The sequence below is a fragment of the Nonomuraea sp. NPDC054003 genome (assembly GCF_055585125.1).
In genome coordinates this window covers 743,056-764,327 of sequence record NZ_JBVJKR010000001.1, presented here as the reverse complement: position 1 = coordinate 764,327, position 21,272 = coordinate 743,056, and the positions used below count along the sequence as shown (strand labels likewise).

Annotated in this window: 23 protein-coding genes; 3 read left to right on the top strand and 20 right to left on the bottom strand. The window is 72.5% G+C overall.

Going from position 1 to position 21,272, the window contains the following annotated elements:
* Positions 1–2: 2 nt before the first annotated feature.
* The 11 genes from ACZ6YG_RS03230 to ACZ6YG_RS03180 form a co-directional block, all read right to left on the bottom strand.
* Positions 3–404, bottom strand: a complete 402-nt coding sequence (locus tag ACZ6YG_RS03230; RefSeq protein ID WP_466017082.1) for a hypothetical protein — start codon at positions 402–404, stop codon at positions 3–5.
* A 112-nt stretch (positions 405–516) separates the two neighbouring features.
* The gene (locus ACZ6YG_RS03225) at positions 517–816 is read right to left on the bottom strand and encodes a hypothetical protein (RefSeq protein WP_466017081.1); all 300 of its coding nucleotides are present in this window, start codon (positions 814–816) and stop codon (positions 517–519) included.
* Positions 817–874: 58 nt separating this feature from the next.
* Complete coding sequence (locus ACZ6YG_RS03220) at positions 875–1,210, bottom strand: DUF202 domain-containing protein (RefSeq protein WP_148030495.1); 336 nt, start codon at positions 1,208–1,210, stop codon at positions 875–877.
* A 3-nt stretch (positions 1,211–1,213) separates the two neighbouring features.
* Positions 1,214–1,540 (bottom strand): YidH family protein, encoded by a 327-nt coding sequence (locus tag ACZ6YG_RS03215; protein ID WP_148030494.1) that lies wholly within the window; start codon positions 1,538–1,540, stop codon positions 1,214–1,216.
* Between the two features lie 46 nt (positions 1,541–1,586).
* The gene (locus ACZ6YG_RS03210) at positions 1,587–1,982 is read right to left on the bottom strand and encodes a hypothetical protein (protein ID WP_148030493.1); all 396 of its coding nucleotides are present in this window, start codon (positions 1,980–1,982) and stop codon (positions 1,587–1,589) included.
* Positions 1,983–2,020: 38 nt separating this feature from the next.
* Positions 2,021–3,307, bottom strand: a complete 1,287-nt coding sequence (locus ACZ6YG_RS03205; protein WP_148030492.1) for an ABC transporter substrate-binding protein — start codon at positions 3,305–3,307, stop codon at positions 2,021–2,023.
* 13 nt (positions 3,308–3,320) lie between these two features.
* A complete protein-coding gene (locus ACZ6YG_RS03200) occupies positions 3,321–4,421 on the bottom strand; it encodes a branched-chain amino acid ABC transporter permease (RefSeq protein WP_466017080.1) in 1,101 nt (366 codons plus the stop codon).
* Positions 4,422–4,471: 50 nt separating this feature from the next.
* Positions 4,472–5,359 (bottom strand): branched-chain amino acid ABC transporter permease, encoded by an 888-nt coding sequence (locus tag ACZ6YG_RS03195; RefSeq protein ID WP_148030490.1) that lies wholly within the window; start codon positions 5,357–5,359, stop codon positions 4,472–4,474.
* Positions 5,356–7,206, bottom strand: a complete 1,851-nt coding sequence (locus tag ACZ6YG_RS03190) for an AMP-dependent synthetase/ligase (protein WP_466017079.1) — start codon at positions 7,204–7,206, stop codon at positions 5,356–5,358. Before ACZ6YG_RS03190 ends, ACZ6YG_RS03195 begins: the two co-directional genes overlap by 4 nt.
* Positions 7,203–7,967 carry an ABC transporter ATP-binding protein gene (locus ACZ6YG_RS03185; protein WP_148030488.1) on the bottom strand — a complete coding sequence of 255 codons (765 nt, stop codon included), beginning with the start codon at positions 7,965–7,967 and terminating at the stop codon, positions 7,203–7,205. Before ACZ6YG_RS03185 ends, ACZ6YG_RS03190 begins: the two co-directional genes overlap by 4 nt.
* Entirely contained in the window at positions 7,964–8,755 is a 792-nt protein-coding gene (locus tag ACZ6YG_RS03180; protein ID WP_261808422.1) for an ABC transporter ATP-binding protein, read from the bottom strand. The genes ACZ6YG_RS03185 and ACZ6YG_RS03180 overlap by 4 nt, the downstream gene beginning before the upstream one ends.
* A gap of 89 nt (positions 8,756–8,844) precedes the next feature.
* On the opposite strand from ACZ6YG_RS03180, the gene ACZ6YG_RS03175 reads away from it, so the two are divergent.
* Positions 8,845–9,102, top strand: a complete 258-nt coding sequence (locus tag ACZ6YG_RS03175) for a UBP-type zinc finger domain-containing protein (RefSeq protein ID WP_148030487.1) — start codon at positions 8,845–8,847, stop codon at positions 9,100–9,102.
* 10 nt (positions 9,103–9,112) lie between these two features.
* Here the strand turns inward: ACZ6YG_RS03175 and ACZ6YG_RS03170 are convergent, their stop codons facing one another.
* Entirely contained in the window at positions 9,113–10,351 is a 1,239-nt protein-coding gene (locus ACZ6YG_RS03170) for a hypothetical protein (RefSeq protein WP_466017078.1), read from the bottom strand.
* 214 nt (positions 10,352–10,565) lie between these two features.
* On the opposite strand from ACZ6YG_RS03170, the gene ACZ6YG_RS03165 reads away from it, so the two are divergent.
* Positions 10,566–12,557 (top strand): ATP-dependent DNA helicase, encoded by a 1,992-nt coding sequence (locus tag ACZ6YG_RS03165; RefSeq protein WP_466017077.1) that lies wholly within the window; start codon positions 10,566–10,568, stop codon positions 12,555–12,557.
* Between the two features lie 243 nt (positions 12,558–12,800).
* Positions 12,801–14,486, top strand: a complete 1,686-nt coding sequence (locus tag ACZ6YG_RS03160) for a protein kinase domain-containing protein (RefSeq protein ID WP_466017076.1) — start codon at positions 12,801–12,803, stop codon at positions 14,484–14,486.
* Between the two features lie 42 nt (positions 14,487–14,528).
* On the opposite strand, the gene ACZ6YG_RS03155 is transcribed toward ACZ6YG_RS03160, so the two are convergent.
* The 8 genes from ACZ6YG_RS03155 to ACZ6YG_RS03120 all read right to left on the bottom strand — a co-directional run bounded on the left by ACZ6YG_RS03155 (position 14,529) and on the right by ACZ6YG_RS03120 (position 21,220).
* On the bottom strand, positions 14,529–15,287 hold the full coding sequence (locus tag ACZ6YG_RS03155; RefSeq protein WP_397197528.1) for an SGNH/GDSL hydrolase family protein: 759 nt from the start codon (positions 15,285–15,287) through the stop codon (positions 14,529–14,531).
* 103 nt (positions 15,288–15,390) lie between these two features.
* A complete protein-coding gene (gene aroB / locus ACZ6YG_RS03150; protein WP_466017075.1) occupies positions 15,391–16,467 on the bottom strand; it encodes a 3-dehydroquinate synthase in 1,077 nt (358 codons plus the stop codon).
* A complete protein-coding gene (locus tag ACZ6YG_RS03145) occupies positions 16,464–16,964 on the bottom strand; it encodes a shikimate kinase (RefSeq protein ID WP_271274913.1) in 501 nt (166 codons plus the stop codon). Before ACZ6YG_RS03145 ends, aroB begins: the two co-directional genes overlap by 4 nt.
* Positions 16,961–18,142, bottom strand: a complete 1,182-nt coding sequence (gene aroC, locus ACZ6YG_RS03140) for a chorismate synthase (RefSeq protein WP_148030480.1) — start codon at positions 18,140–18,142, stop codon at positions 16,961–16,963. The genes ACZ6YG_RS03145 and aroC overlap by 4 nt, the downstream gene beginning before the upstream one ends.
* Before the next feature lie 92 nt (positions 18,143–18,234).
* On the bottom strand, positions 18,235–18,939 hold the full coding sequence (locus tag ACZ6YG_RS03135; protein ID WP_466017074.1) for a prepilin peptidase: 705 nt from the start codon (positions 18,937–18,939) through the stop codon (positions 18,235–18,237).
* Between the two features lie 235 nt (positions 18,940–19,174).
* A complete protein-coding gene (locus ACZ6YG_RS03130) occupies positions 19,175–19,708 on the bottom strand; it encodes an SseB family protein (protein WP_466017073.1) in 534 nt (177 codons plus the stop codon).
* 176 nt (positions 19,709–19,884) lie between these two features.
* Positions 19,885–20,058, bottom strand: coding sequence for a hypothetical protein (locus ACZ6YG_RS03125; RefSeq protein ID WP_187281055.1), 174 nt, complete (start codon positions 20,056–20,058; stop codon positions 19,885–19,887).
* 76 nt (positions 20,059–20,134) lie between these two features.
* Entirely contained in the window at positions 20,135–21,220 is a 1,086-nt protein-coding gene (locus tag ACZ6YG_RS03120) for an FUSC family protein (RefSeq protein ID WP_187281054.1), read from the bottom strand.
* Positions 21,221–21,272 lie beyond the last annotated feature (52 nt).

Here is a 21,272-nt window from a genome sequence, read left to right as displayed (position 1 = left end):
GACTAGTGCGGCCCGGCGGCCGCCATGACGCGGTACACCTCGTACGCGGCCACCAGCACCGCCGGCACCCCGAGCACGACCAGCAGCCGGTGGTGGCGCGGCGTCCGGCCCGCCGCCACCGGTACGGGATCGGGGTCGGGCACCCGCGGCCGCTCCGGCTCGGGCTCGGGCGAGGACAGCAGCTCGGGGTGGCGGGCGAGGTAGCCGTCGGGGAACGACGTCACCGCGAACCCGCCGCAGGCCGGGCAGCAGGCGCCCGACCAGGGCGGCTGCACCACCACGCCGCCCATCAGCCAGATCTCGCCCCGGTCACCGAGCCTGACGGTGTAGGCCTCCTCCCAGACGTGCCAGCAGCGCAGGCACTCCAGCGGCCACAACCGGCGCCCACCGGTTCCTTCGTGCACCAGGACCACCCCCCGGGTCAGGGACCGTCATCCGCACCGAGTGTCCGCCCTGCCTATTGACACGGCAAGATGGCCCTTATAACACTCTCTGTTAGTCAAATATGACCATCTGTTACGTCTCAAGCCAACGCGGGCGTTTCCGCACCGGGCTGATGAGCGGGGTGGCGTCGGAGCCGGCGGGCCGCGTGGCCCTGATCAGCTCCGGGTGGTGGGCCAGGTAGCCCTCGGGGAACTGGACCGCCTGGTAGCAGCCGCACCTCGGGCACTTCTCGGCCGGCGTCGGGGGCGGCACAGGGACGTTTCCGCGCAGCCAGACCTCACCCCGGTCGCCGAACCTGATGGTGTATTCCTCTTCCCACACGTGCCAGCAGGCGCGGCATTCGAAGGGGACCTTCCGCAGTTCTTCTCTCATGAGGTCACCTCCCTCTCTTCGAGTGTCCGCCTTCCTCCCGCGGCCCCGCAACCCGCCCTCAGCGCATGGACAGCACGAACACCACTGCCCCGGCGACCAGGGCGAGCGTGCCGAGCCAGGCGAAGACCGCGTCGGCCCGGTGGTCCAGCGGCCGGCCGCCGTGCAGCGCCTCCTGCACCCGGAGGAAGCGGGTGCCGGTGCGGATGAGCAGGACGGCGCCGCAGAGCGCCGCCAGCGCGAACGCGGCCGCCGCCGCGAGCGGCAGCCCGGCGCGCGCCGACAGCCCGGCCGCGCCGAGGCCGCCGGTGGCCAGCATGACGGCGGTGCGGACCCAGGCCAGGCGGGTGCGCTCGCTCTGCAGCCCCTGGTCCCAGATCTCGTGCGGATCGCCCACCGGTCAGGCCGCCAGCAGGATCATCACCAGGGCCAGCACCGCCACGGTCGCGACCCCGTACCCGAACACGGACGCCAGCGCGGGCGGCGGGAGCGGCGCCTGGGCACGCAGCGCGCGCTGGATGTTGCGCCAGCGCGGATAGGCCATGCCGGCGGCCAGCGCCGACAGCGTGACCAGGATGACGGCCAGGGTGGTGCGCAGCCATGGGACGAAGTCCGTGGAGGGCACCGCCGCCATGGCCACCCCGGCGGCGCTGAGCGCCAGGGCGGTGCTCAGCCAGGTGAGAAAGGTTCGCTCGTTGGCCAGGGTGAAACGCGGGTCAGGCTCCATGAGCCCCACGCTATTTCGCGACCATTCTCCCTAGAGAAAGCGGGGTTCAGCCTCCGGAGCAGGCCTCGGCGACCTGCTTGACATAGGCGGCCGTGTCGCTGCCGACCTTCTGGGCGGCGTCGACGGCGTCGTTGACGGTTTGCACGTTGAGGCCGGACAGGGTGCCGGCGAGCTTGTCGGACGCTTCCTTGATGGTGGTGTTGGCGGCCGAGTCGGCGAGGTCGTTGAGCTTGGCGGCCGTGTCGTCGAGCGCCTTCTCCATGGCCTGCGGGTCGTTGGCCAGCTGGGTCAGCTGCGACGTCAGCTCACCGACGATCTTTGGGGCCTCCAGGCAGGCCTGGGCTCTGTCGATCGTGGTGTTGACCTCGGCGCAGCCGGCCGCGGCGAACGCGAACGCGGGGATGACGGCGAGGGACGCGAACCGGCGGTAGCGGCGAGACATGTCCCGACCCTACCCAACCGACCGCGTCCCCCGCGTGATCACAGCTTGGCGAAACAGGGACCGTCGAAGGTGTAGGACTCGGCGGTGGGGCCGGTGAAGAAGTCCCGCACCTCGGTGACGCCGGTCGGCGCCTTCTCGTCGAGTTTGTTGATGAGCGTCTGGCGGAAGGTGGCGGTGTTGGGGTCGTCGGCGTAGTTGCCGGCCTCGGGAGGCAGCATGCCCTCGTAGTCGACCGTCTTGAGCGACTTGACGGCCGCGAGCAGGCCGGCGCGGCTCACGTCGCCGCCGGCGACCATCTTCTCCAGCGCCGCCTTCATCGGGTACGCCCACGCCCAGCCGGAGGTGTAGCCGTCGTTGGGGGTGACGCCGGGCAGCGCCTCCCGCATGGCCTGGTGGCCGGGCGTGTCGGCGTTCCACGGCTTGCCGGGGGCCGACTGCTCGTACAGGGCCTTGAGCGCCTCGGCGGCGGGCGACTGGAGCAGGGCGGGGTTCCAGGTCGGGCCGGTGCCGATGAAGCGGCCCTTGAATCCGGCCGCGGCGCTCTGGCCGACGATGGTGGCGGCGTCGGCCGGGCCGGTGGTGAGGATCACCAGGTCCGGCTTGACGCGGGTGATCTCGGTGATGGCGCGGCCCTGCTCGGTGGCGCCCGGCGGGGTCTCGACGCCGGTGAACTCCAGCCCGTGCGCCTCGGCCGCGATCTTGGCGCCGGCCGCGGCGTCCGCGCCGTAGTCGCCGGCCAGGTGGACGGCCATCACGGACTTGGGCTGGTACGCCTCCATGGCGTAGTCGACGGAGTTCATCGCCTCGACGCAGTAGTTGGCGCCGGTCTCGATCACCACGTCCTCGAACTCCCAGGCGGAGGTCCAGGATGCCGGGGCGGAGACGACGCTGCTGGCCTTGAGGTCGCCGATGATGGCGGCGGTGGTGGGCGAGCCGAGCGTCTGGGCGAGGCCGAGCACCTGGTCCTTGATCTCGTTGTAGACCTGCCGGTGGACCTCCGGGTTGTACTTGTTGTCGCGGACGTAGCGGGTGACGTCGACCTCGTACTTGCCGCCGATGCCGCCGGCCTTGTTGACCCGGGCCCAGAACGCCTTCTGCGCCTCGGTGATCGGCACGGCCAGCGCCGCGAACGGCCCGGCCGTCAGGTCGGAGATGGAGCCGAGGTAGATGCATCCCTTGGCGCTGTCGACAGCGGAGGGACAGGGCTCACTGGTGACTCCTGTCGTCTGGGCGCTCTGTCCGCCCTCGTCGTCCCCCCGGAAGACGCCGCACGCGGACAGAAGGGCCACTGCTGCAGTGATGGCCACCACATAGCGACTCTTCATGAAATGACCCTTTCTAGTAGGAGAAAGGCCAGGCTTTCCAGTAATTCCGTACGCGGATCCAGAGGCCGAACAGGCCCCGCGGTTCGAAGATGAGGAACAGCACGATCAGCAGGCCGTAGAGCACGGTCTCGACCTGGAACACGTTGGGCGTCTGCGTGGTGTCGCCGCTGATCACCGGCACCAGGGCGGGCAGCGTACGGGTCAGCGGCTGCAGCAGCGAGATGAACAGGGCGCCCGCGATCGCCCCCGACACGGTGGCCACGCCGCCGATCAGGACCATCGCGATGAACTGCACCGACAGCAGCAGGCTGAACGAGCCCGGCTCGACGTACCCGGACACGGTGAAGAGCAGCCCGCCCGCGCAGCCCGCGTAGAAGGACGAGACGCCGAACGCGAGGACCTTGTAGCGGGTGAGCGGCACCCCGATGACGGCGGCGGCGATGTCGCGGTCGCGGATGGCCGCGAAGGCCCGGCCGACGCGGGAGCGGGCCAGGTTGCGCGCGGCGACCGCGAAGACCACGAGCAGGACGAGCATGAGCAGGTAGAGCTGCTGCTCCCGGGTGCCGAGCGCGCCGTCCTGGTCGAGCCTGACGCCGAGGAACGCGGGCACGGCCGCCTCCCTGCCGACGCCGACCCCTCCGGTCAGCTCCTGCCACTCCTTGAAGACGTGCTCGCCGAGGAAGACCAGCCCGAGCGTGACGATGGCCAGGTAGAGCCCGCGCAGCCGGGTGGCCAGCGGCGCGACGAGCACCCCGGCCGCGGCGGCGACGAGCCCGGCCGCGGGCAGCCAGATCCAGATCTCCGAGATCCCGTACCCGATGGTGTCGCCGCCGGGCGGCCCGGACAGGGCGGCGGCGGTGTAGGCGCCGATGGCGACGAAGAACGCGTGCCCGAGCGAGACCTGGCCCGCGTACCCGGTGACGATGTTGAGCCCGATCGCCCCGATGGCGAGCACGTACGCGACGGCGAGCACCTCCAGCGCCGGGTCGGCGAGCACCGCCGACAGCGCGAGCGCCAGCAGGACGAGCGCGCCCGCCGAGACCCGCTTGGCCCGGGAGTCGAGCAGCGCCATGTCCTGGGCGTAGGAGGTGTAGAGCAGCGGCCGACCGCGCACCCTCCGGGACCGGCCGGTCGGTAGGGCCGGGTCTCCGGTTCGCGTTCCGGTCATACCCGCTCGACCTCCCGTGTGCCGAACAGCCCGTACGGCCTGACCAGCAGGACGACGAGCATGACCACGTACGGGGAGACGACCGCGAAGTTCTGCCCCAGCCACGGCAGGTAGGCGCCCTGGTAGGACTGGAACAGCGACTCGACCACCCCGATCACCAGCCCGCCCGCCACGGCGCCGCCGAGCGAGTCGAGCCCGCCCACGATGATCGCGGGCAGCGCCTTGAGCGCGACGATCCAGGTGGTCTGCTCGATGCCCTGCCCGGTGCCGACGAACATGCCGGCGACCGCGGCCAGGAACCCGGCCAGCGCCCACGACAGCGCGAACACCGCCCCGACGGAGACGCCCTGGGCCAGCGCGGTCTCCTGGTCGTAGGCGGCGGCCCGCATGGCGAGCCCGTACCTGCTGTACCGGAAGAACGCGAACAGCAGCGTGACCAGCACCGCGGCGGCGGCCATCATGGCCAGCCAGCGCTGCTGCACCACGAGCGGCCCGAGCGAGACCAGGTCGAACCCCCACGGGTCGCCCACCTGGCGCACGTCCCTGCCGATGAGGCCGTTGACCACCACCCGCACCACCACGTCGACGCCCAGCGTGATGATCGCCACCACGAACACCGGCCGGCCCACCATCGGCCGGATCGCCGCCCGCTCGATGCCGAGCGCGACGGCGGCGATGAGCAGCGCCCCCAGCAGCGCCCCGAGGTAGAACCCGGTGACGGGGGCGAGGTAGCTGACCGCGACCGCACCGGCCAGCATGAGCGCGGGCTGGGCGAAGCTGATCACCCGGGTGGCCTTGTAGATGATCACGAAGCCGAGGGCGAGCAGCGCGTACACCGACCCGTTGCCCAGCCCTCTGATGATCGTCTCCAGCGTGCCGGTCACCGCGCGTACATCCCTTCGACCAGGTCCTCGAAGAGCTTGGCGACGGCGCTCCGCTTGACCTTCTGGGTGGCGGTCAGCTCGCCGTCCTCGTGGTCGAGCTCCTTGGGCAGGAACGCGAAGCGCTTGACCTGCTCGGCCCGCGCGAACCGGGCGTTGACCTCGTCGACGACGCCCTGCACCAGCGCCCGCGTCTCGGGCTTCCCGGACAGGTCGCGGTAGGTGGTGTACGGGATGCGCCGCCGCCTGGCCCACTCCCCCACCGTGTCCAGCTCGATGCCGATGAGCGCGACGAGGTGGGGGCGCTGGTCGCCGATGACGACGGCCTCCTTGACGTACGGGGACGCCTTGAGCGCGTTCTCGATCTCGCTGGGGGCGACGTTCTTGCCGCCGGCGGTGATGATGATGTCCTTCATCCGGTCGGTGATCCGCACGTGGGTGCCGTCGACCCATTCGCCGACGTCACCGGTGTGCAGCCAGCCGTCCGGGTCGAGCACGTCGGCGGTGGCGCCCGGCTTGCCCCAGTATCCGGCGAACGTGCCCCGGTGCCTGGTCATGATCTCGCCGGTGGCCTCGTCGATCCTCAGCTCGACGCCGGGGTGCGGCTCGCCGACGGTGCCGAGGCGGACCCGGCCGGGCCGGTTGGCGGTGGCGACGGCGGTGTTCTCGCTCATCCCGTACACCTCGTGCATCGGGATGCCGATGCCCATGTAGAACTTGAGCACGTCCGGCGCGATCGGGGCGGCGCCGGAGGCGGCGTAGCGGACGCGGCGCATGCCCAGCCGCTCGCGCAGCGCCCGGTAGCAGAACACCCACCCGACCGCGTACAGCAGCCGGGTGGCGGCGGTGTGCGTGCCCCCGGTCCGCACCAGCGTGTCGCCGATGCGGTCGGCGACCCGCAGCCAGAACCGGCCGGTCGCCCGCTTGACCGGCGAGGCGGAGCCGAGCCGGATGTCGACCTGGGCGAGCACCTTCTCCCAGATGCGCGGCACCCCGAACAGGATCGTCGGCTGCACCTCGCGCAGGTTGGCCTGGACGGTGTCGATGGACTCGGCGAAGTTCACCTGGATGCCGGCGCCGGCGTTGAACCAGACGGTGAAGGCCCGCTCGGCGACGTGGCACAGCGGCAGGTACGACAGCGTCAGGTCGCGCGGCGAGGGCGGCGGGTCGGCGAAGCCGCCGCCCAGCACGAGCGTCTCGACGCCGAACTCGATGTTGCCGACGGTGAGCATGACGCCCTTGGGCGGGCCGGTGGTGCCCGAGGTGTAGATGAGGGTGGCCACGTCGTCGGGGCGCGCGCCGGCCGTCCGGCCGTCGAGCGCGCCGGGGTGCGCCTCGCGGTGCCGGGCGCCGAGCGCGAGCAGCTCCTCCCACGGCATCAGCCGCGGGTCGGTGTAGCGGCCGCGGATGCCGCGCGGCTCGATGTAGACGACGTGCCGCAGCTCGGGGCACTCGCCGATGACCGCCAGCGCCTTGTCGACCTGCTCCTGGTCCTCCGCGATGAGGATCTTCGCGCCGGAGTCGGCCAGCAGGTACGCGACCTCGGCGGGCGGGTTCGTCGGGTAGAGGCCGACGGTGACGCCGCGGGCCGCGACCGTGCCGAGATCGCCGTAGAGCCATTCGGGACGGTTCTCGGCGTGGATGGCGACCCGGTCGCCGGGCTCGACGCCGAGCGCGAGCAGCGCGTGCCCGACCAGCTCCACCCGCGACCAGTAATCGGCCCAGGTCACCTCCTTCCAGATGCCGAAGTCCTTGTGCCGCATGGCGACCGCGTCCGGCGTCGCGGCGGCCCGGTCGCGGACCCTGGTGACGAGGCTGGTGAGCGTGGCGGCGACGGGGGTGGCGGTCATGCGGTCCCTCCCAGGTAGGCCTCGATGACCCGCGGGTCCTGCTGCACCTCGGCCGGGGAGCCGAGCGCGACCGGGCGGCCGAAGTCCAGCACCAGCACCCGGTCGGCCAGGTCCATCACGAGCCCCATGTCGTGGTCGACGAGCACGATCGGGATGCCGAGCTCGTCGCGGATGTCGAGGACGAACCTGGCCATGTCCTCGGTCTCCTCCAGGTTCATCCCGGCGACCGGCTCGTCGAGCAGCAGCAGCTTCGGCTCCATGGCCAGCGCCCGGCCCAGCTCGACCCGCTTCTGCACGCCGTACGGGAGCAGCCGCACGGGATGGCGGCGCCACGCCTCCAGCTCCAGGAAGTCGATGATGTCCTCGATCTGGGCGCGGGCGGCCAGCTCCGCCCGGCGGGCCCGGCCGAGCCACCACAGGGCGGACAGCGCGCCGTAGCGGAAGTGGTGGTGGCGGCCGAGCATGAGGTTGTCCAGCACGGTCAGGTTGTGGAAGAGCTCGACGTTCTGGAACGTCCTGGCCAGCCCCATGGCGGCGATCTCGTGCGGGCGGCGGGCCAGCAGGTCCTCGCCGAGGAAGGTGACCCGCCCGGACTGCGGCCGGTAGACGCCGGACAGCACGTTGAACACCGAGGTCTTGCCGGCGCCGTTGGGCCCGATGACGGCCAGCAGCTCGGCCGGCCTGACCTCGAACGAGACGCCGTCGATGGCCTTGACCCCGGCGAAGCCGAGGTGCACGTCCTCGACCCGCAGGATGCTCACGACAGCCACCGCTTCCTGCGCTTGTAGTGCTTGACCTCGCGGAAGGAGCGGACCGCGCCGAGGTAGAACTCCTTGATGTCCTCGTCGGCGAGCAGCTCGGCGGACGGCTTGTCCATGACGATCTTCCCGGTCTCCATCACGTAGCCGTGGCTGGCGATGGACAGGGCCATGGCGGCGTTCTGCTCGACGAGCAGCACCGTGGTGCCCTGCCTGTTGATCTCCACCACGAGGTCGCGCACCTGGGCGACCAGCGACGGGGCCAGGCCCAGGCTGGGCTCGTCCAGCAGCAGGTAGCGGGGGCCGGCCATGAGGGCGCGGCCGACGGCCAGCATCTGCTGCTCGCCGCCGGACAGGTAGCCGGCCACGCTGCCGCGCCGCTCGCGCAGCACCGGGAACAGGCCGTAGACCCGGTCCAGGTGCGACCGCCCCGCGGTGTGGCCGCCGACCCTGAGGTTCTCCTCGACGGTCAGCTCGGCCAGGATGCGCCGGCCCTCCATGACCTGGCTGATGCCGCGCCGGACGATCTGGGCGGGCCTCAGGTGGTGGATCGGCTCGCCCTCAAGGGTGATCGCCCCCTTGGTGACCTCGCCGTCGTGCACGTCGAGCAGCCCCGACAGGGCGCGCAGCAGCGTGGTCTTGCCCGCGCCGTTCGCGCCGAGGAGCGCCACGATGGAGCCGGGCGGGACGGCGAGGCTCACGCCGCGCAGCACCAGCATGACGTCGTCGTAGACGACCTCGAGATTGCGGATTTCGAGCACCGCGGCTCCCGGGATTGTGGTCCAGATCACTCCCCGATGAGCACAGGGTCCACGTTCACCCGACACGCAGCAAGAGGCGCGGCCGAAATCGCTGCCAACCTGTGTTTAGGATCGCAGACATGGCTATGTGCGAACATCTGATTCAGGCGGACGATCCCGAGGCGCGCACGCCCGAGGGATGCGAGGAATGTCTGGCCGAGGGCGGCCGGTGGGTGCACCTGCGCCGCTGCCTCGACTGCGGCCACATCGGCTGCTGCGACTCGTCCCCGGCCAAGCACGCCACCGCCCACTTCCACGGCACCGGTCACCCGGTGGTGCAGTCGTTCGAGCGGGGTGAGACCTGGCGCTGGTGCTACGCCGACAGCCAGATGGGCTGACGCCGGGCGGTCACCACTCGCGGCGGTCGCGCGGGTCGTCGTACTGCTGGTCCGGGCGCAGGCGCTCGCCGGTCGAGAACAGCGGCTCGCCCAGGTACGGGCGAGTCCTGTCGGGCTCCTGCTGGCCCATCGACAGCAGCGGGTCTACCGGGTTGGGGACGCCGCCGCCGTAGCGCTCCTGCCCGTAGGCGGCGTTCTGGCCGTAGCCGGGGTCCTGCCCGTACGAGGAGTCGTGCCCGTAGCCCGGGTCCTGGCCGTACGAGGGATCCTGCCGGTAATGGGGATCCTGGCCGTAACCCGGGTCCTTGGCGTAGCCCTGGTCCTTGGCGTAACCGGGGTCCTGGCCGTGGCCGTAGCCCGGGTCCTGCCCGTAGGAGGGGTCCTGGCCGTAGCCGGGCTCCTGGCCGTACGTGGGCTCCTGGGCGCGGAACGGGTCCTGGCGGCGGCCGGCGCCCGGGATGCCGTGCATGGGCGTGCCCAGGCCGGCGCCGCCGCTGGGCGAGGTGCGCGGCTGCGCGGGTGGTGCGGCCTGCTGCTGGTACTGGCCGCCGCCGTAGGAGTCGCCGCGCTGCTCGTAGGCGGGCTCGGCGGGGCGGGCCTGCGACGGGAAGCCGAGCGGGTCGGTGTGCGGGGGCTGGCCGCCGGGCAGCTGGTAGGCCGGCTCGTCGGCGTACTGCGGGCCGGCGAACGGCTGCGCGTCGTGCTGCACGTACTGCGGGCCCGAGTAGGGGTCGCGGTAGCCGGCGTCGACGACGTACTGGGGGCCGGTGAACGGGTCGTTCGCCTGCTCGGCGTACTGCGGGCCGGCGAAGGGCTGGGCGTGCGGCGGCGTGGTCTCGGCGCGCGAGGCGACCAGCTTGTCCTGGTGGTTGGGGTTGCCGCGGGCGACGAGCACGTCGTTGGGGCCGAGCGGCGCGGCGGGCCGCTCGTCGTGGAGGGGCGGCGGGGCGGGCCGGTGGTAGGTGCCCGTGCCGGGGATGACCTCGGCGGCGGGGTCGGCGGCGGGCACGTCGGCCGCGTGACCGTCGGGCTCGTGCTCGCCGGTGGCCTCGGCGTATCCCTCGTCAAGGGTGTCGAGCAGCCTGCCGACGTCGTCGAGCGGCATGCGGAAGCTCGCGGTGCACATCTCTCCCCGCCACAGGCTGAGCACCAGGGTGCCTTCGTGCCAGGTGACCCTGAGGCACCGCTCCTGGCCTCGGGCATCGAAGAAGACTTCGCCGAACGACGGCAACGGGACAACTTCCGACATGGCAGACATACTGCTAGTACCAGCCTTTATCCGTCCACTCAACCCCGGAAAACCCTACCAAAACGGACTTCCCATCCCCACCTTGAACCCACTTTTTCCCATGGTCCCCAGGTGGAGTTCCACCGCCAGTGTGCCACGGGACGCGGCGGAGAGGTCCGCGAATTCCGGGATGCGCATGGCCGATCACCTCACGTCCGGCGCTACGGGCGCCGGAATGCGGGTAGCGTTTACTGCCGTGCCGGACTCCCATCTCCCGTCAGCCGACTCCCTGCTCAGCGTCGCGGTCGACGCGCTCGGGGGGACCGAGCGGCAAGGCCAGATCACGATGGTGAAGGCCGTGCAGCAGGCCATCGACGACGGCGACCACCTGGCCGTCCAGGCCGGCACCGGCACCGGCAAGTCGCTGGCCTACCTGGTGCCGTCGATCCGCCACGCGATGGACGCCGACAAACCCGTGGTGGTCTCCACGGCCACGATCGCGCTGCAGCGCCAGCTCGTCGACCGCGACCTGCCCCGGCTCGCCGAGGCGCTCGGCAAGGAGCTGCCGCACGAGCCGACGTTCGCCATACTCAAGGGCCGCCGCAACTACCTGTGCCGCTACAAGCTGACCGCCGCCTGGCCCGAAGAGGACGAGCAGGACCAGCTGTTCGACGCCCGCGACGTGAGCGCGACCGGCCGGATGGTGCAGCGCATCCAGGAGTGGGCCGAGGAGACCGAGACCGGCGACCGCGACGAGCTGGTGCCCGGGGTCAGCGAGCAGGCCTGGCGGCAGTTCTCCGTCAGCGCCCAGGAGTGCCTGGGCGCCAGCCGGTGCCCCAGCGGCGCCGAGTGCTTCGCCGAGCTGGCCAAGGCGCGCGCGGGCGAGGTCGACGTGGTCGTCACCAACCACGCGCTGCTCGCCATCGACGCGATGGGCGACCTGCCGGTGCTGCCCGAGCATCGGCTGGTCGTCGTCGACGAGGCCCACGAGCTGGTCGACCGGGTCACCTCGGTGGTCACCGGCGAGCTGTCGGAGACCACCGTCGCCCTCGCGGTGCGCCGGGTGGGCCGCCTGATCGACCAGCCGGTCGCCGACCAGCTGATGGAGGCGAGCGAAGACCTCAAGGCACTGCTGGCCGCCGCACCGCCGGGCCGCGTCGACGAGCTGCCCGAGGTGCTCGGGCTGACGCTCGCGCTCGTCCGCGACAGCGCGGCCCGCTGCCTCACCGCGCTCGGGCCGCGCGGCGGCGACAAGGACGACCCCGACAGGGCGGGCCAGCGCAAGGCCGCGTTCACCGCGCTGGACGAGGTGCACGACACGGCCGTGCGCATGCTGGAGGCCTACGGGCACGCCTCGGAGTCCGACCGCGCCGAGGTGGTGTGGCTCGACGGCGGCACCGACCGCCGCCCGCCGACCCTCCGCGTCGCCCCGCTCAACGTCGGCGGCATGCTCCGCGACAAGCTCTTCGGCGACCGCACCGTCGTGCTCACCTCCGCCACGCTGGCGCTCGGCGGCAGCTTCGACGGCATGGCCCGGCAGTGGGGGCTCGCCGACGACGACTGGCAGGGCATCGACGTCGGCTCCCCGTTCGACCACCCCCGCGCGGGCATCCTCTACGTCGCCAAGCACCTGCCGCAGCCGGGCCGCGACGGCCTGCCGCAGGCCTACCTCGACGAGATCGCCGAGCTGATCGAGGCGGCCGGCGGGCGCACGCTCGGCCTGTTCTCCTCGATGCGCGCCGCCAAGGCCGCCACCGAGGCCCTCCGCGACCGCCTCGACGTGCCGCTGCTGTGCCAGGGCGACGACTCGACGATGCTGCTCGTCAAGCAGTTCGCGGAAGACGAGCCGACCTGCCTGTTCGGCACGCTGTCGCTGTGGCAGGGCGTCGACGTGCCGGGGCCGTCGCTGCGCCTGGTCATCATCGACCGCGTCCCGTTCCCGCGCCCCGACGACCCGCTCACCTCGGCCAGGCAGCGACACGTCGCCGCCAAGGGCGGCAACGGCTTCATGACGGTCGCGGCCACCCACGCGGCGCTCCTCCTCGCCCAGGGCACGGGGCGCCTGCTGCGCTCCCAGGACGACAGGGGCGTGATCGCCGTGCTGGACCCGCGCCTCGCCACGGCGCGCTACAGCGGCTTCCTGCTGGGCTCGCTGCCGCCGTTCTGGCGCACCACCGACCCGGGGGTTCCCCGCGCCGCCCTGCGCCGGCTCTCGTCCGGCGACTGAACCTCAGGTTTACAGTCAAGATCTTTTCGGGAACCCCCTCGGGCTGAGCGCCGATAGCGAGCCTTCGGCCCGCCTTCCCCGCCGTCACTCCGGCGAAGAGCGTCGAACCTCCCGTCGTAGCCGGCCGCGGTCGGTGTAGAGGCGGTCTTCGGGGACGCCGGGGGTCAAAGTCCCCTCCAGGACACGCGCCTTTTTGGGATCATCAACACCGACTGTCAAGATCTCAACGCGGAAAGCGGTGCCATGGCCAACCCCCTACGCGACGGCGACCCGACCCAGATCGGCCCGTATCGGCTGCACGCACGGCTCGGCGGGGGCGGGATGGGGCAGGTGTTCCTAGGCCGTTCCCCGGGCGGGCGCCTGGTGGCCGTCAAGGTGGTGCGCCCCGAACTGGCCGACAACGCGGACTTCCGGCGCCGCTTCGCTTCCGAGGTGGAGGCCGCCCGCAAGGTCGGCGGGTTCTACACCGCCCAGGTCGTGGACGCCGACACCGAGGCCGCCCGGCCGTGGCTGGCCACCGCCTACATCCCGGGTCCTTCCCTGCACCAGGCCGTCGAAGAGCACGGGCCGCTCCCCCTGGAGTCGGCCGCGGTGCTGGGAGCCGGGCTGGCCGAAGGACTCGCCGCCGTGCACGCCTGCGAGATGGTGCACCGCGACCTCAAACCCGCCAACGTCATCCTCGCCGAGGACGGGCCCCGCCTGATCGACTTCGGCATCGCCCGCGCCCTGGACGCCACGAGCCACACCCAGACCTCCACCGTGCTGGGCACCGCCGCGTTCATGTCCCCCGAACAGGCCATGGCCCAGAAGGTCGGGCCGCCCTCGGACGTGTTCTCGCTCGGCTGCGTGCTCGCCTTCGCCGCGACCGGCCGCAGCCCTTTCGGGACGGGGCCCGTCCACGCGGTCGTCTTCCGGGTCGTGCACGGCGACCCCGACCTGCGCGGCGTGCCCGCCCCGCTCGCCGCTCTGGTGGCGGCCTGCCTGGCCAAGGACCCCGCCGCCCGGCCCGGCCTGGAGCACGTGCTGGCCCGGCTCACCGCGCTCGCCTCGCCCGGCCAGGGCCGGTGGCTGCCTGAGGCGCTCACCCAGGTCATCGCCGAGCGGCGGACCCTGGCACTGACCGCCCTCCATGACCCGGCCACCGGGACCGGCGGTGGCCACCCCCGGACGACGGCGCCACCACCACCCGTGCACGCGGATCAGCCGCGGGCACCCCAGCCCTTGCTGGTCCACGAACGCCGCCTCATGCGCGGCCGCGACCCGGGGTCCCATGCCGCCGCCTACCAGATCGCCGTCTATGTGCTCCTTACCCTCTTCGCCGTGGTCTCCGTGAGCACGGTGGTTCACCAGTTCGACATCGCCGACGACGCGGGGCGGTGGCGCTCGGTGGAGACCTACGGCGACCTTCACGAGTCCGACGAGCTGATCAGCACGATCACGTGGGTGGCCCAGATCGTCTCCGGCCTGGCGCTGACGGCGTGCTGGGTGCTCTGGTTCTTCCGGGTACGAGTCGTCGCCGAACAGTTCGCGCCTGGCCGGCTGCGCTACCGCCCCTCCATGGCGGTATACGCCTGGTTCATCCCCATCGCCGGCCTGTGGCTTCCCAAGCAGATCGCCGACGACGTCTGGCACGCCTCCAGCCCGCCCGGACGCGGCCGCACGACAGCCCCGGCCGGTCTCCTGCACACGTGGTGGGCCATGTGGCTGGTCACGTTCCTGACCTGGCCCCTCTTCTGGATCGACTGGACGACACTCCTCGCCACCCAGTACGAACGCAGGGAGGACAACGACCTCTACCGGATATACGAGTTCACGCCGGCCGGCTGGGCCAGCCTGGCCCTGCACATGGCGGTCGTGCCGACGGCGATCGTCACCGCTCGGTTCGTGCGGCGGCTGAGCGCCATGCAGGCGGCCAGACTCAACAGCTGAGCGGGCCGCCGGGCAGAAATCCTCCGGGATGTGAGCGGGGTTCTACACCGTCCAGTGAGACAGCTCCGGACGCTTGGGAGACACCCCGTCGCCGGAGGAGACGCCGCGGACGCGGCGCGACACCCACGGGACGAGATACTCGCGGATCCACTGGGCGTCCTCGCGGCGGCGGGCGCGGGGGTCGACGACGCGCTCCGGCCACACCTTGTGCCACTCGTCGAACGGCACGCCGAGGACGTCGAGGACGCGGGCCGCCACCAGGCGGTGACCGTCGGCGTTCATGTGGAGGCGGTCCGGGCTCCACGCCCGCCAGTCGCGCAGCCCCTGCATCGACCACTGGTCGACCAGCCGGCACCCGTAGAGGTCGGCGATCGAGCGGATGTGCAGGTAGAAGATGGCGAAGCGGCCGCGCAGGCGGCGCATCAGCGGCGTGTCACGCGGGTCGACCCCGGTGAACAGCAGCACGTCCGCGCCGGTGGCGCGCAGCGCGCGGACCGCGCCGGAGAGCTTCTTGGCCATCACGTCCGGGTCGCTGCCGGGACGCAGGAGGTCGTTGCCGCCGGCGCAGAGGCTGACCAGGTCGGGCGACATCTCGACCGCCTGCGGCACCTGGTCGGCGACGATCTGGTCGAGCAGCCTGCCGCGCACCGCCAGGTTGGCGTAGCGGAAGGACGAATCGTCCAGGGCGAGCCGTTCGGCGACGCGATCGGCCCAGCCGCGGAAGTGGCCGTTGCTGCCGGGGTCGTTCAGGCCTTCGGTGAAGCTGTCACCGAGAGCGACGAAGGAGCCGTAATGCCTCATGACCTGATGTTCATCTCCGCGTTTCTCGTGCTGCGGCGTGGGCCCCACGACTGTAGTGGCTCGGCCGCGCCCGCGCGCGCCGCCACCCCGGCGCGCGCCCGTTTCATGACCGCCCGATGACCTTGTACGCGTCCTCCAGGAGCTCCTCGGGCGGGCCTTCCAGCCGGGCGGGCATGGCCAGCTCGTCGAGGACGACGAAGCGCTGCTTGGCCCCGCGGTTCTTCTTGTCGAGGCGCATGTGGTCGCGCAGCCGGGGCCAGGCGTCGGCGTGGTAGCCGGTGGGCAGGCCGACCGAGGTGAGGATGGCCCGGGTGCGCTCGACGAGGTCGGCGCGGCCGTCGAGCCTGGACAGCTCGGCCGCGTACATCATGCCGATGGCGACGGCCTCGCCGTGGCGCATCCGGTAGTGCTCGGCCCGCTCGATGGCGTGGGCGAGCGTGTGGCCGTAGTTGAGGATCTCGCGCAGGCCCGACTCACGCAGGTCGGCGCCGACGACCTCGGCCTTGACCCGGATCTTGCGCTCGATCAGCTCGCGGGTGTGGGGCCCGCCGGACCGGGCGGCGGCCTCGGGGTCGGCCTCGACCAGGTCGAGGATGACGGGGTCGGCGATGAACCCGCCCTTGATGATCTCGGCCAGGCCGGCCACGTAATCGGCGCGGGGCATGCCGTCGAGCACCGACAGCTCGCACAGCACCCCGGCAGGCGGCAGGAAGGTGCCGACGAGGTTCTTGCCCTCGGGGGTGTCGATGCCGTTCTTGCCGCCGACCGCGGCGTCGACCATGGCGAGCAGCGTCGTGGGCACCAGCACCACCTGGACGCCGCGCAGCCAGGTGGCGGCCACGAACCCGGCCAGGTCGGTGGTCGCCCCGCCGCCGACGCCGACGACCGCGTCGGACCGGGTCATGCCGTGGCGGCCGAACGCCGACCAGAGGCCGGCGGCCACCTCCGCGGTCTTGCACGCCTCGCCGTCGGGCACCGGCAGCGCCACCACGTCGTAACCGGCGCCGGCCAGGACGGCGGTGACGGGGCGGGCCAGCTCCGGCAGGCTCTCGGGGTGGATCACCGCGACGGTGGAGACGCCGGGCCTGAGCAGGCCGGGCAGCTCGCCGTGGACCCCGGTGCCGACCACGACGTCGTACGGGCTCTCGCCCTTCACGGTGATGCGGGTAGCCGCGGTCATCGGCCCAGCCCTTCCACGATCTCGTCGGCGAGCTCGGCGGGCTCGCGCTTGTCGGTCGCCACGGTGAGCACGGCGAGCCGCTCGTAGACGGGCCGCCGCTCCTCCATGAGCTTCTTCAGCCGGCTGCGCGGGTTGAGCACGAGCAGCGGCCTGGCCGAGCCGAGGCCGACGCGCTGGACCGCGTCGGCCAGGCCGACCTGGAGGTAGACGACGGGGCGGCCGTCGAGCATGGCCTGGGTCTCCTCGCGCAGCACTGCGCCGCCGCCGAGGGACAGGACGCCGTCGTGCTCGGCCAGCGCCCTGCGCACCGCCTCCAGCTCCAGCTCGCGGAAGTGTTCCTCGCCGTCCTCGATGAAGATGTCGCTGACGGGCTTGCCCGCGACGGCCTCCACGTCGGCGTCGGTGTCGCGGAAGGTGACGCCGAGGCGCTCGGCGAGCAGGCGGCCCACGGTCGTCTTGCCGGACCCGGGCGGGCCGATCAGCACGGCCTTGATCATTTGATCACCATGGATGAGAGGTAGCCGGACAGGTTGCGGGCGACTTCCTCGACGGAGTCGCCGCCGAACTTCTCCACCGCCGCGTCGGCCAGCACCAGCGCGACCATCGCCTCGGCCACGACGCCGGCGGCCGGCACGGCGCACACGTCGGAGCGCTCGTGGTGGGCCTTGGCCGCCTCGCCGGTCTTGACGTCGATGGTGGCCAGCGCCCTGGGGACGGTGGAGATGGGCTTCATGGCGGCGCTGACGCGCAGGATCTCGCCGTTGGTCATGCCGCCCTCGACGCCGCCGGCGCGGTTGGTGAGGCGCCGCACGCCGTCTTCGGAGGTGTATTCGATCTCGTCGTGGGCCTCGGAGCCGGGCCTGCGCGCGGTCTCGAAGCCGTCGCCGACCGCCACGCCCTTGATCGCCTGGATGCCCATGAGGGCGGCGGCGAGGCGGGAGTCGAGCCGGCGGTCCCAGTGGGTGTAGCTGCCGAGGCCGGGCGGCAGGTTGTAGGCGAGGACCTCGACGACGCCGCCGAGGGTGTCGCCGTCCTTGTGGGCCCGGTCGATGCGCTCGACGATGGCGGCGCTCCCGTCCGGGTCGGCGCAGCGGACCGGGTCGGCGTCGATGCGGGCCAGTTCGCCGGGGCCGGGCAGAGTGGTGGCGGGGCTCTGGACGCCGCCGATGGAGGTCACGTGGCTGAGGAGGTCGACGCCGAGCGCCTGCTTCAGGAAGCGCCTGGCGACCTCGCCGAGCGCGACGCGGGCGGCGGTCTCGCGGGCGCTGGCCCGGTCGAGGACGGGGCGGGCGTCGTCGAAGCCGTACTTCTGCATGCCGGCCAGGTCGGCGTGGCCGGGGCGGGGCCGGGAGCGCGGCGCGTTGCGGGCCAGGCCCTCCAGCTCGGCCGGATCGACCGGGTCGGCGGCCATGACCTTCTCCCACTTGGGCCACTCGGTGTTGCCGATGCGGATGGCCACGGGGCTGCCGATGGTGCGGCCGTGGCGGACTCCGCCGACGATCGTCACCTCGTCCTGCTCGAACTTCATCCGGGCGCCGCGGCCGTAGCCGAGACGGCGGCGGCGCAGGGCCTCGTCGATGGCGGCCGTGGTCACCTCGACGCCTGCGGGCAGGCCCTCCAGGATGGCGACGAGCTCAGGGCCGTGGGACTCTCCGGCGGTCAACCAGCGCAACATGAGTCCAAGTCTTCCATGCGCGGCCGGGTGCGACGTCCGCGCGTTCACCTGCCGAGACGTTCCGGGATCGAGACTTTCATCGACGGAGACGTTCAGGGCTGGAGACAGAGCGCGGCGAACGCCCCGAGCAGCATGAAAGGACCGAACGGGAACTCGGTGCGCCGGTCGCCGCGCCGGGTGACCAGCAGCAGGATCGCGTAGAGCGCGCCGAGCAGCTGCCCGCCGACGGCGGCGACGACCCACGCCTGCCAACCGGCCGCGGCGCACGCCATGCCGATCAGCCCGGCCAGCTTGACGTCGCCGAGGCCCAGGTCGGCGGGCCTGATCAGCCAGAGCAGCCCGTAGCAGGCGGCCAGCGCGAGCCCGCCGAGCAGCGCCCTGGCCGGCTCGCCGGTGGGCAGCAGGGTGAGCGCGAGGATCGGGTACGAGGGCAGCGTGATCACGTCGGGCAGCCGGGTGGTGCGCCAGTCGACCGCGGCCAGCGCCGTCCCGGCGACGGCCGCGTACGCGTACGGCCATCCGGCCCGCCACACCACCAGCGTCAGCACGACGGCGGTGATCAGCTCGTACGTGGGCGGCCAGGCGGGGACGGGCACCGTGCGCAGAGTGGCCAGGAGCGCCCCGCGCCCCTCGGCGCGCGCGTCGGCCGGTTCCTGCTCGAACGCCCCGGCGAGCGTCCGCACATAACGCCCCGCCACGACCCCCAGCAGTACGAGGGCGGCGAGCGCGAGCCAGGACGGTCCGGCGAGCACGAGGGCGTCCGGCGAGAGGGCCTCCACCACCGGGTGTACGAGCACGCGCCGCACTCTAATGCGCGACGGCCCGCCCCGCCGGAAAAGCCGGGACCGGACACCTGGCCACCACCGGCCGCGGCGAAGCCGAGACCGCCCGCTGCCAGCTCTCGCTTTCCAGGGGCCGGGATCGGGCACCTGACCACCACCGGCCACAGTGCAGTCGAGACCGGCTGCTGTCAGCTGTCGCCTTCCAGGCGCCGGGACCGCCGGTCGGGAACCTGGGACCGCGTGCTGGTCGCTAGCGCCCGCGGGCGACCTTTCTGGCGAACCAGCCGCGCTTCCTGGCCGGCTCGGGTCTGGCCACGGTGAGGCCGTCGAGGGTGCCGGACTCGATCGCGGCCAGGGCGCGGAGCACCTCGCCCTCGATCACGAACTGGACCGGCCCGGCCACGTCGACGACCACGGCGGCGGCGCCCTCGGCGGCGGCGGCGCGGCAGACCTGAAGCGTCGTGGCCTGGATGGGCCGGGCGTCGGGCCGCCACAGGCGCAGCGGCTCGGTGCCGGTGAAGGCCAGCACCGCCTCGCGCCCGTCCTTGCCGACCAGCTTGGGGAGCGCCATCTCGCTCTCCTTCTCCTGCCGCACGCCGTGCGCCCCGATCTCGGACGAGGTCAGCAGGGCGACGACGGGCACCAGCAGCCGGCTCTCGCCGAGCGCGTTGAGCACCCGCTCGGGCCCCGCGGCGCCGGCCTGGTAGGCGGCCAGCGCGGCGCTCACCAGCGGCGGCGTGCTGCCGTCGTCGCCGGCGTCGAGGGGATCGGGAATGGTCAGCACGCCTCCGACCCTATCCGGACGCTGCCCCGCCCTCGTCCCCGGAGCGTGCGGCGTTCCTCGCCGGAAGACTGGAGCGCGCGGGCGGCCGCCCGGCCCACGGGATGAGCGGGTCGTGCGCCGCCACCTTCTCCCGCATCCCGTCCTTGAGATCCAGCAGCCGCTCGGCGGCACAAGGCTCATGTCAGGTCGTCGAGGCCCTTGCCCGACTCGCGCATGGCCCGCTCCATCGCCGCCCTGCCCTGGGTCCTGGGCTCCCTGCCGGGCTCCTCCACCGGCTCGCGGTCGTCCTCCGCCGGCTCCAGCAGCGGCTCGGCGTCGGTCTTCGGGGCGTTCTCGTCGGGCGTGCTCATCGGTCGTCCTCCCTGGTCAGAGCCGTTGACTGCGCTCTTCTACCCGTCGGGGGACGAGGGAACCCGCACGCGGCCGTCAGCCGGCCACCGGCGGCAGTGCCGCGGAGCTCTCCTCCTGGTCGGATCCGGTCGCCCGCAGCAGGTCGACGACGATCGACCGCAGCTGCGCCACGATCACCGCGGAGGAGAAGCCGACGCCGTCGTCGGGCCGCTGCCGGGTGGCCACCGCCAGCAGGGCCTGCCGGGCGAGCACGGGCTCGCGGCCCGCCCCCAGCTCCAGCTGGAGGAGCAGCGCCGCCTCCGACACCTCGCGCATGGACTCGGCCAGCGACGCCGGCGGCGGCTGCGGCTCGCCGAGGGCGGCGATCGTGCGCCGGGCCAGCACCCTGGCGTTCCTGAGCGCGTGGTCGACCGGCTCGGCGGCGGTCTCGTACCGCGCCAGGATGGCCCGCCGGTGCCAGTGCATCGGCGAGATCAGGATGATCTCCTTGCTGGTCTCCAGCGCCTGCTCGAACTCCGCCACCACCGCCTGCGTGCCGCGCGCTTCCTCCAGCGCCTCGGCGGCCAGGTCGGCGTCGCGTTTCTCGATCGCCTCGGCCGCCTGCTCCAGCGCGGTGGACAGCGCGTCCAGCACCCCGGAGGCGTGCTTGGCCGCGAGGGCGAGCGGGCTGGCCGGCATCAGCGCGACCGCGGCCAGGCCCACGGCGCCGCCGACGAGCGCGTCCACCATCCGGTCCAGGCCGCCCATGTCGTCGCCGGGCAGCACGGCCGCGACGAGCACGGCGGAGGAGGCGACCTGCGCCACGAACAGCGCCCCGCTGTCGAGCAGCACCGCGGTCGTCATGGCCAGCGCCACCACGAGCGCGATCTGCCACGGCCCGGACCCGATCCAGGCCACCAGCAGGTCCCCCACGCCGACGCCGAGGCTGACGCCCACCACCAGCTCGGCCACCCGGCGCAGCCGCTGGCCGAGCCCGATGCCGACGCTGATGAGCACCGCGATGGGCGCGAAGAACGGCCGGACGTGGCCGAGCAACTGGGTGGCGACGAGCCACGCCACGCCCGCGCCCACGGAGCTCTGCGCGATGGCGGGGGCCATCAGCCCGAACGTCCCCACCCGGCCCCGCATGTGATCGCCGAGCTTCGTTCCCACCCTTGTCATCCTTGCCGATCATAATGACATTCCGGTCACCTCGGCCATAGTGGCCGATATC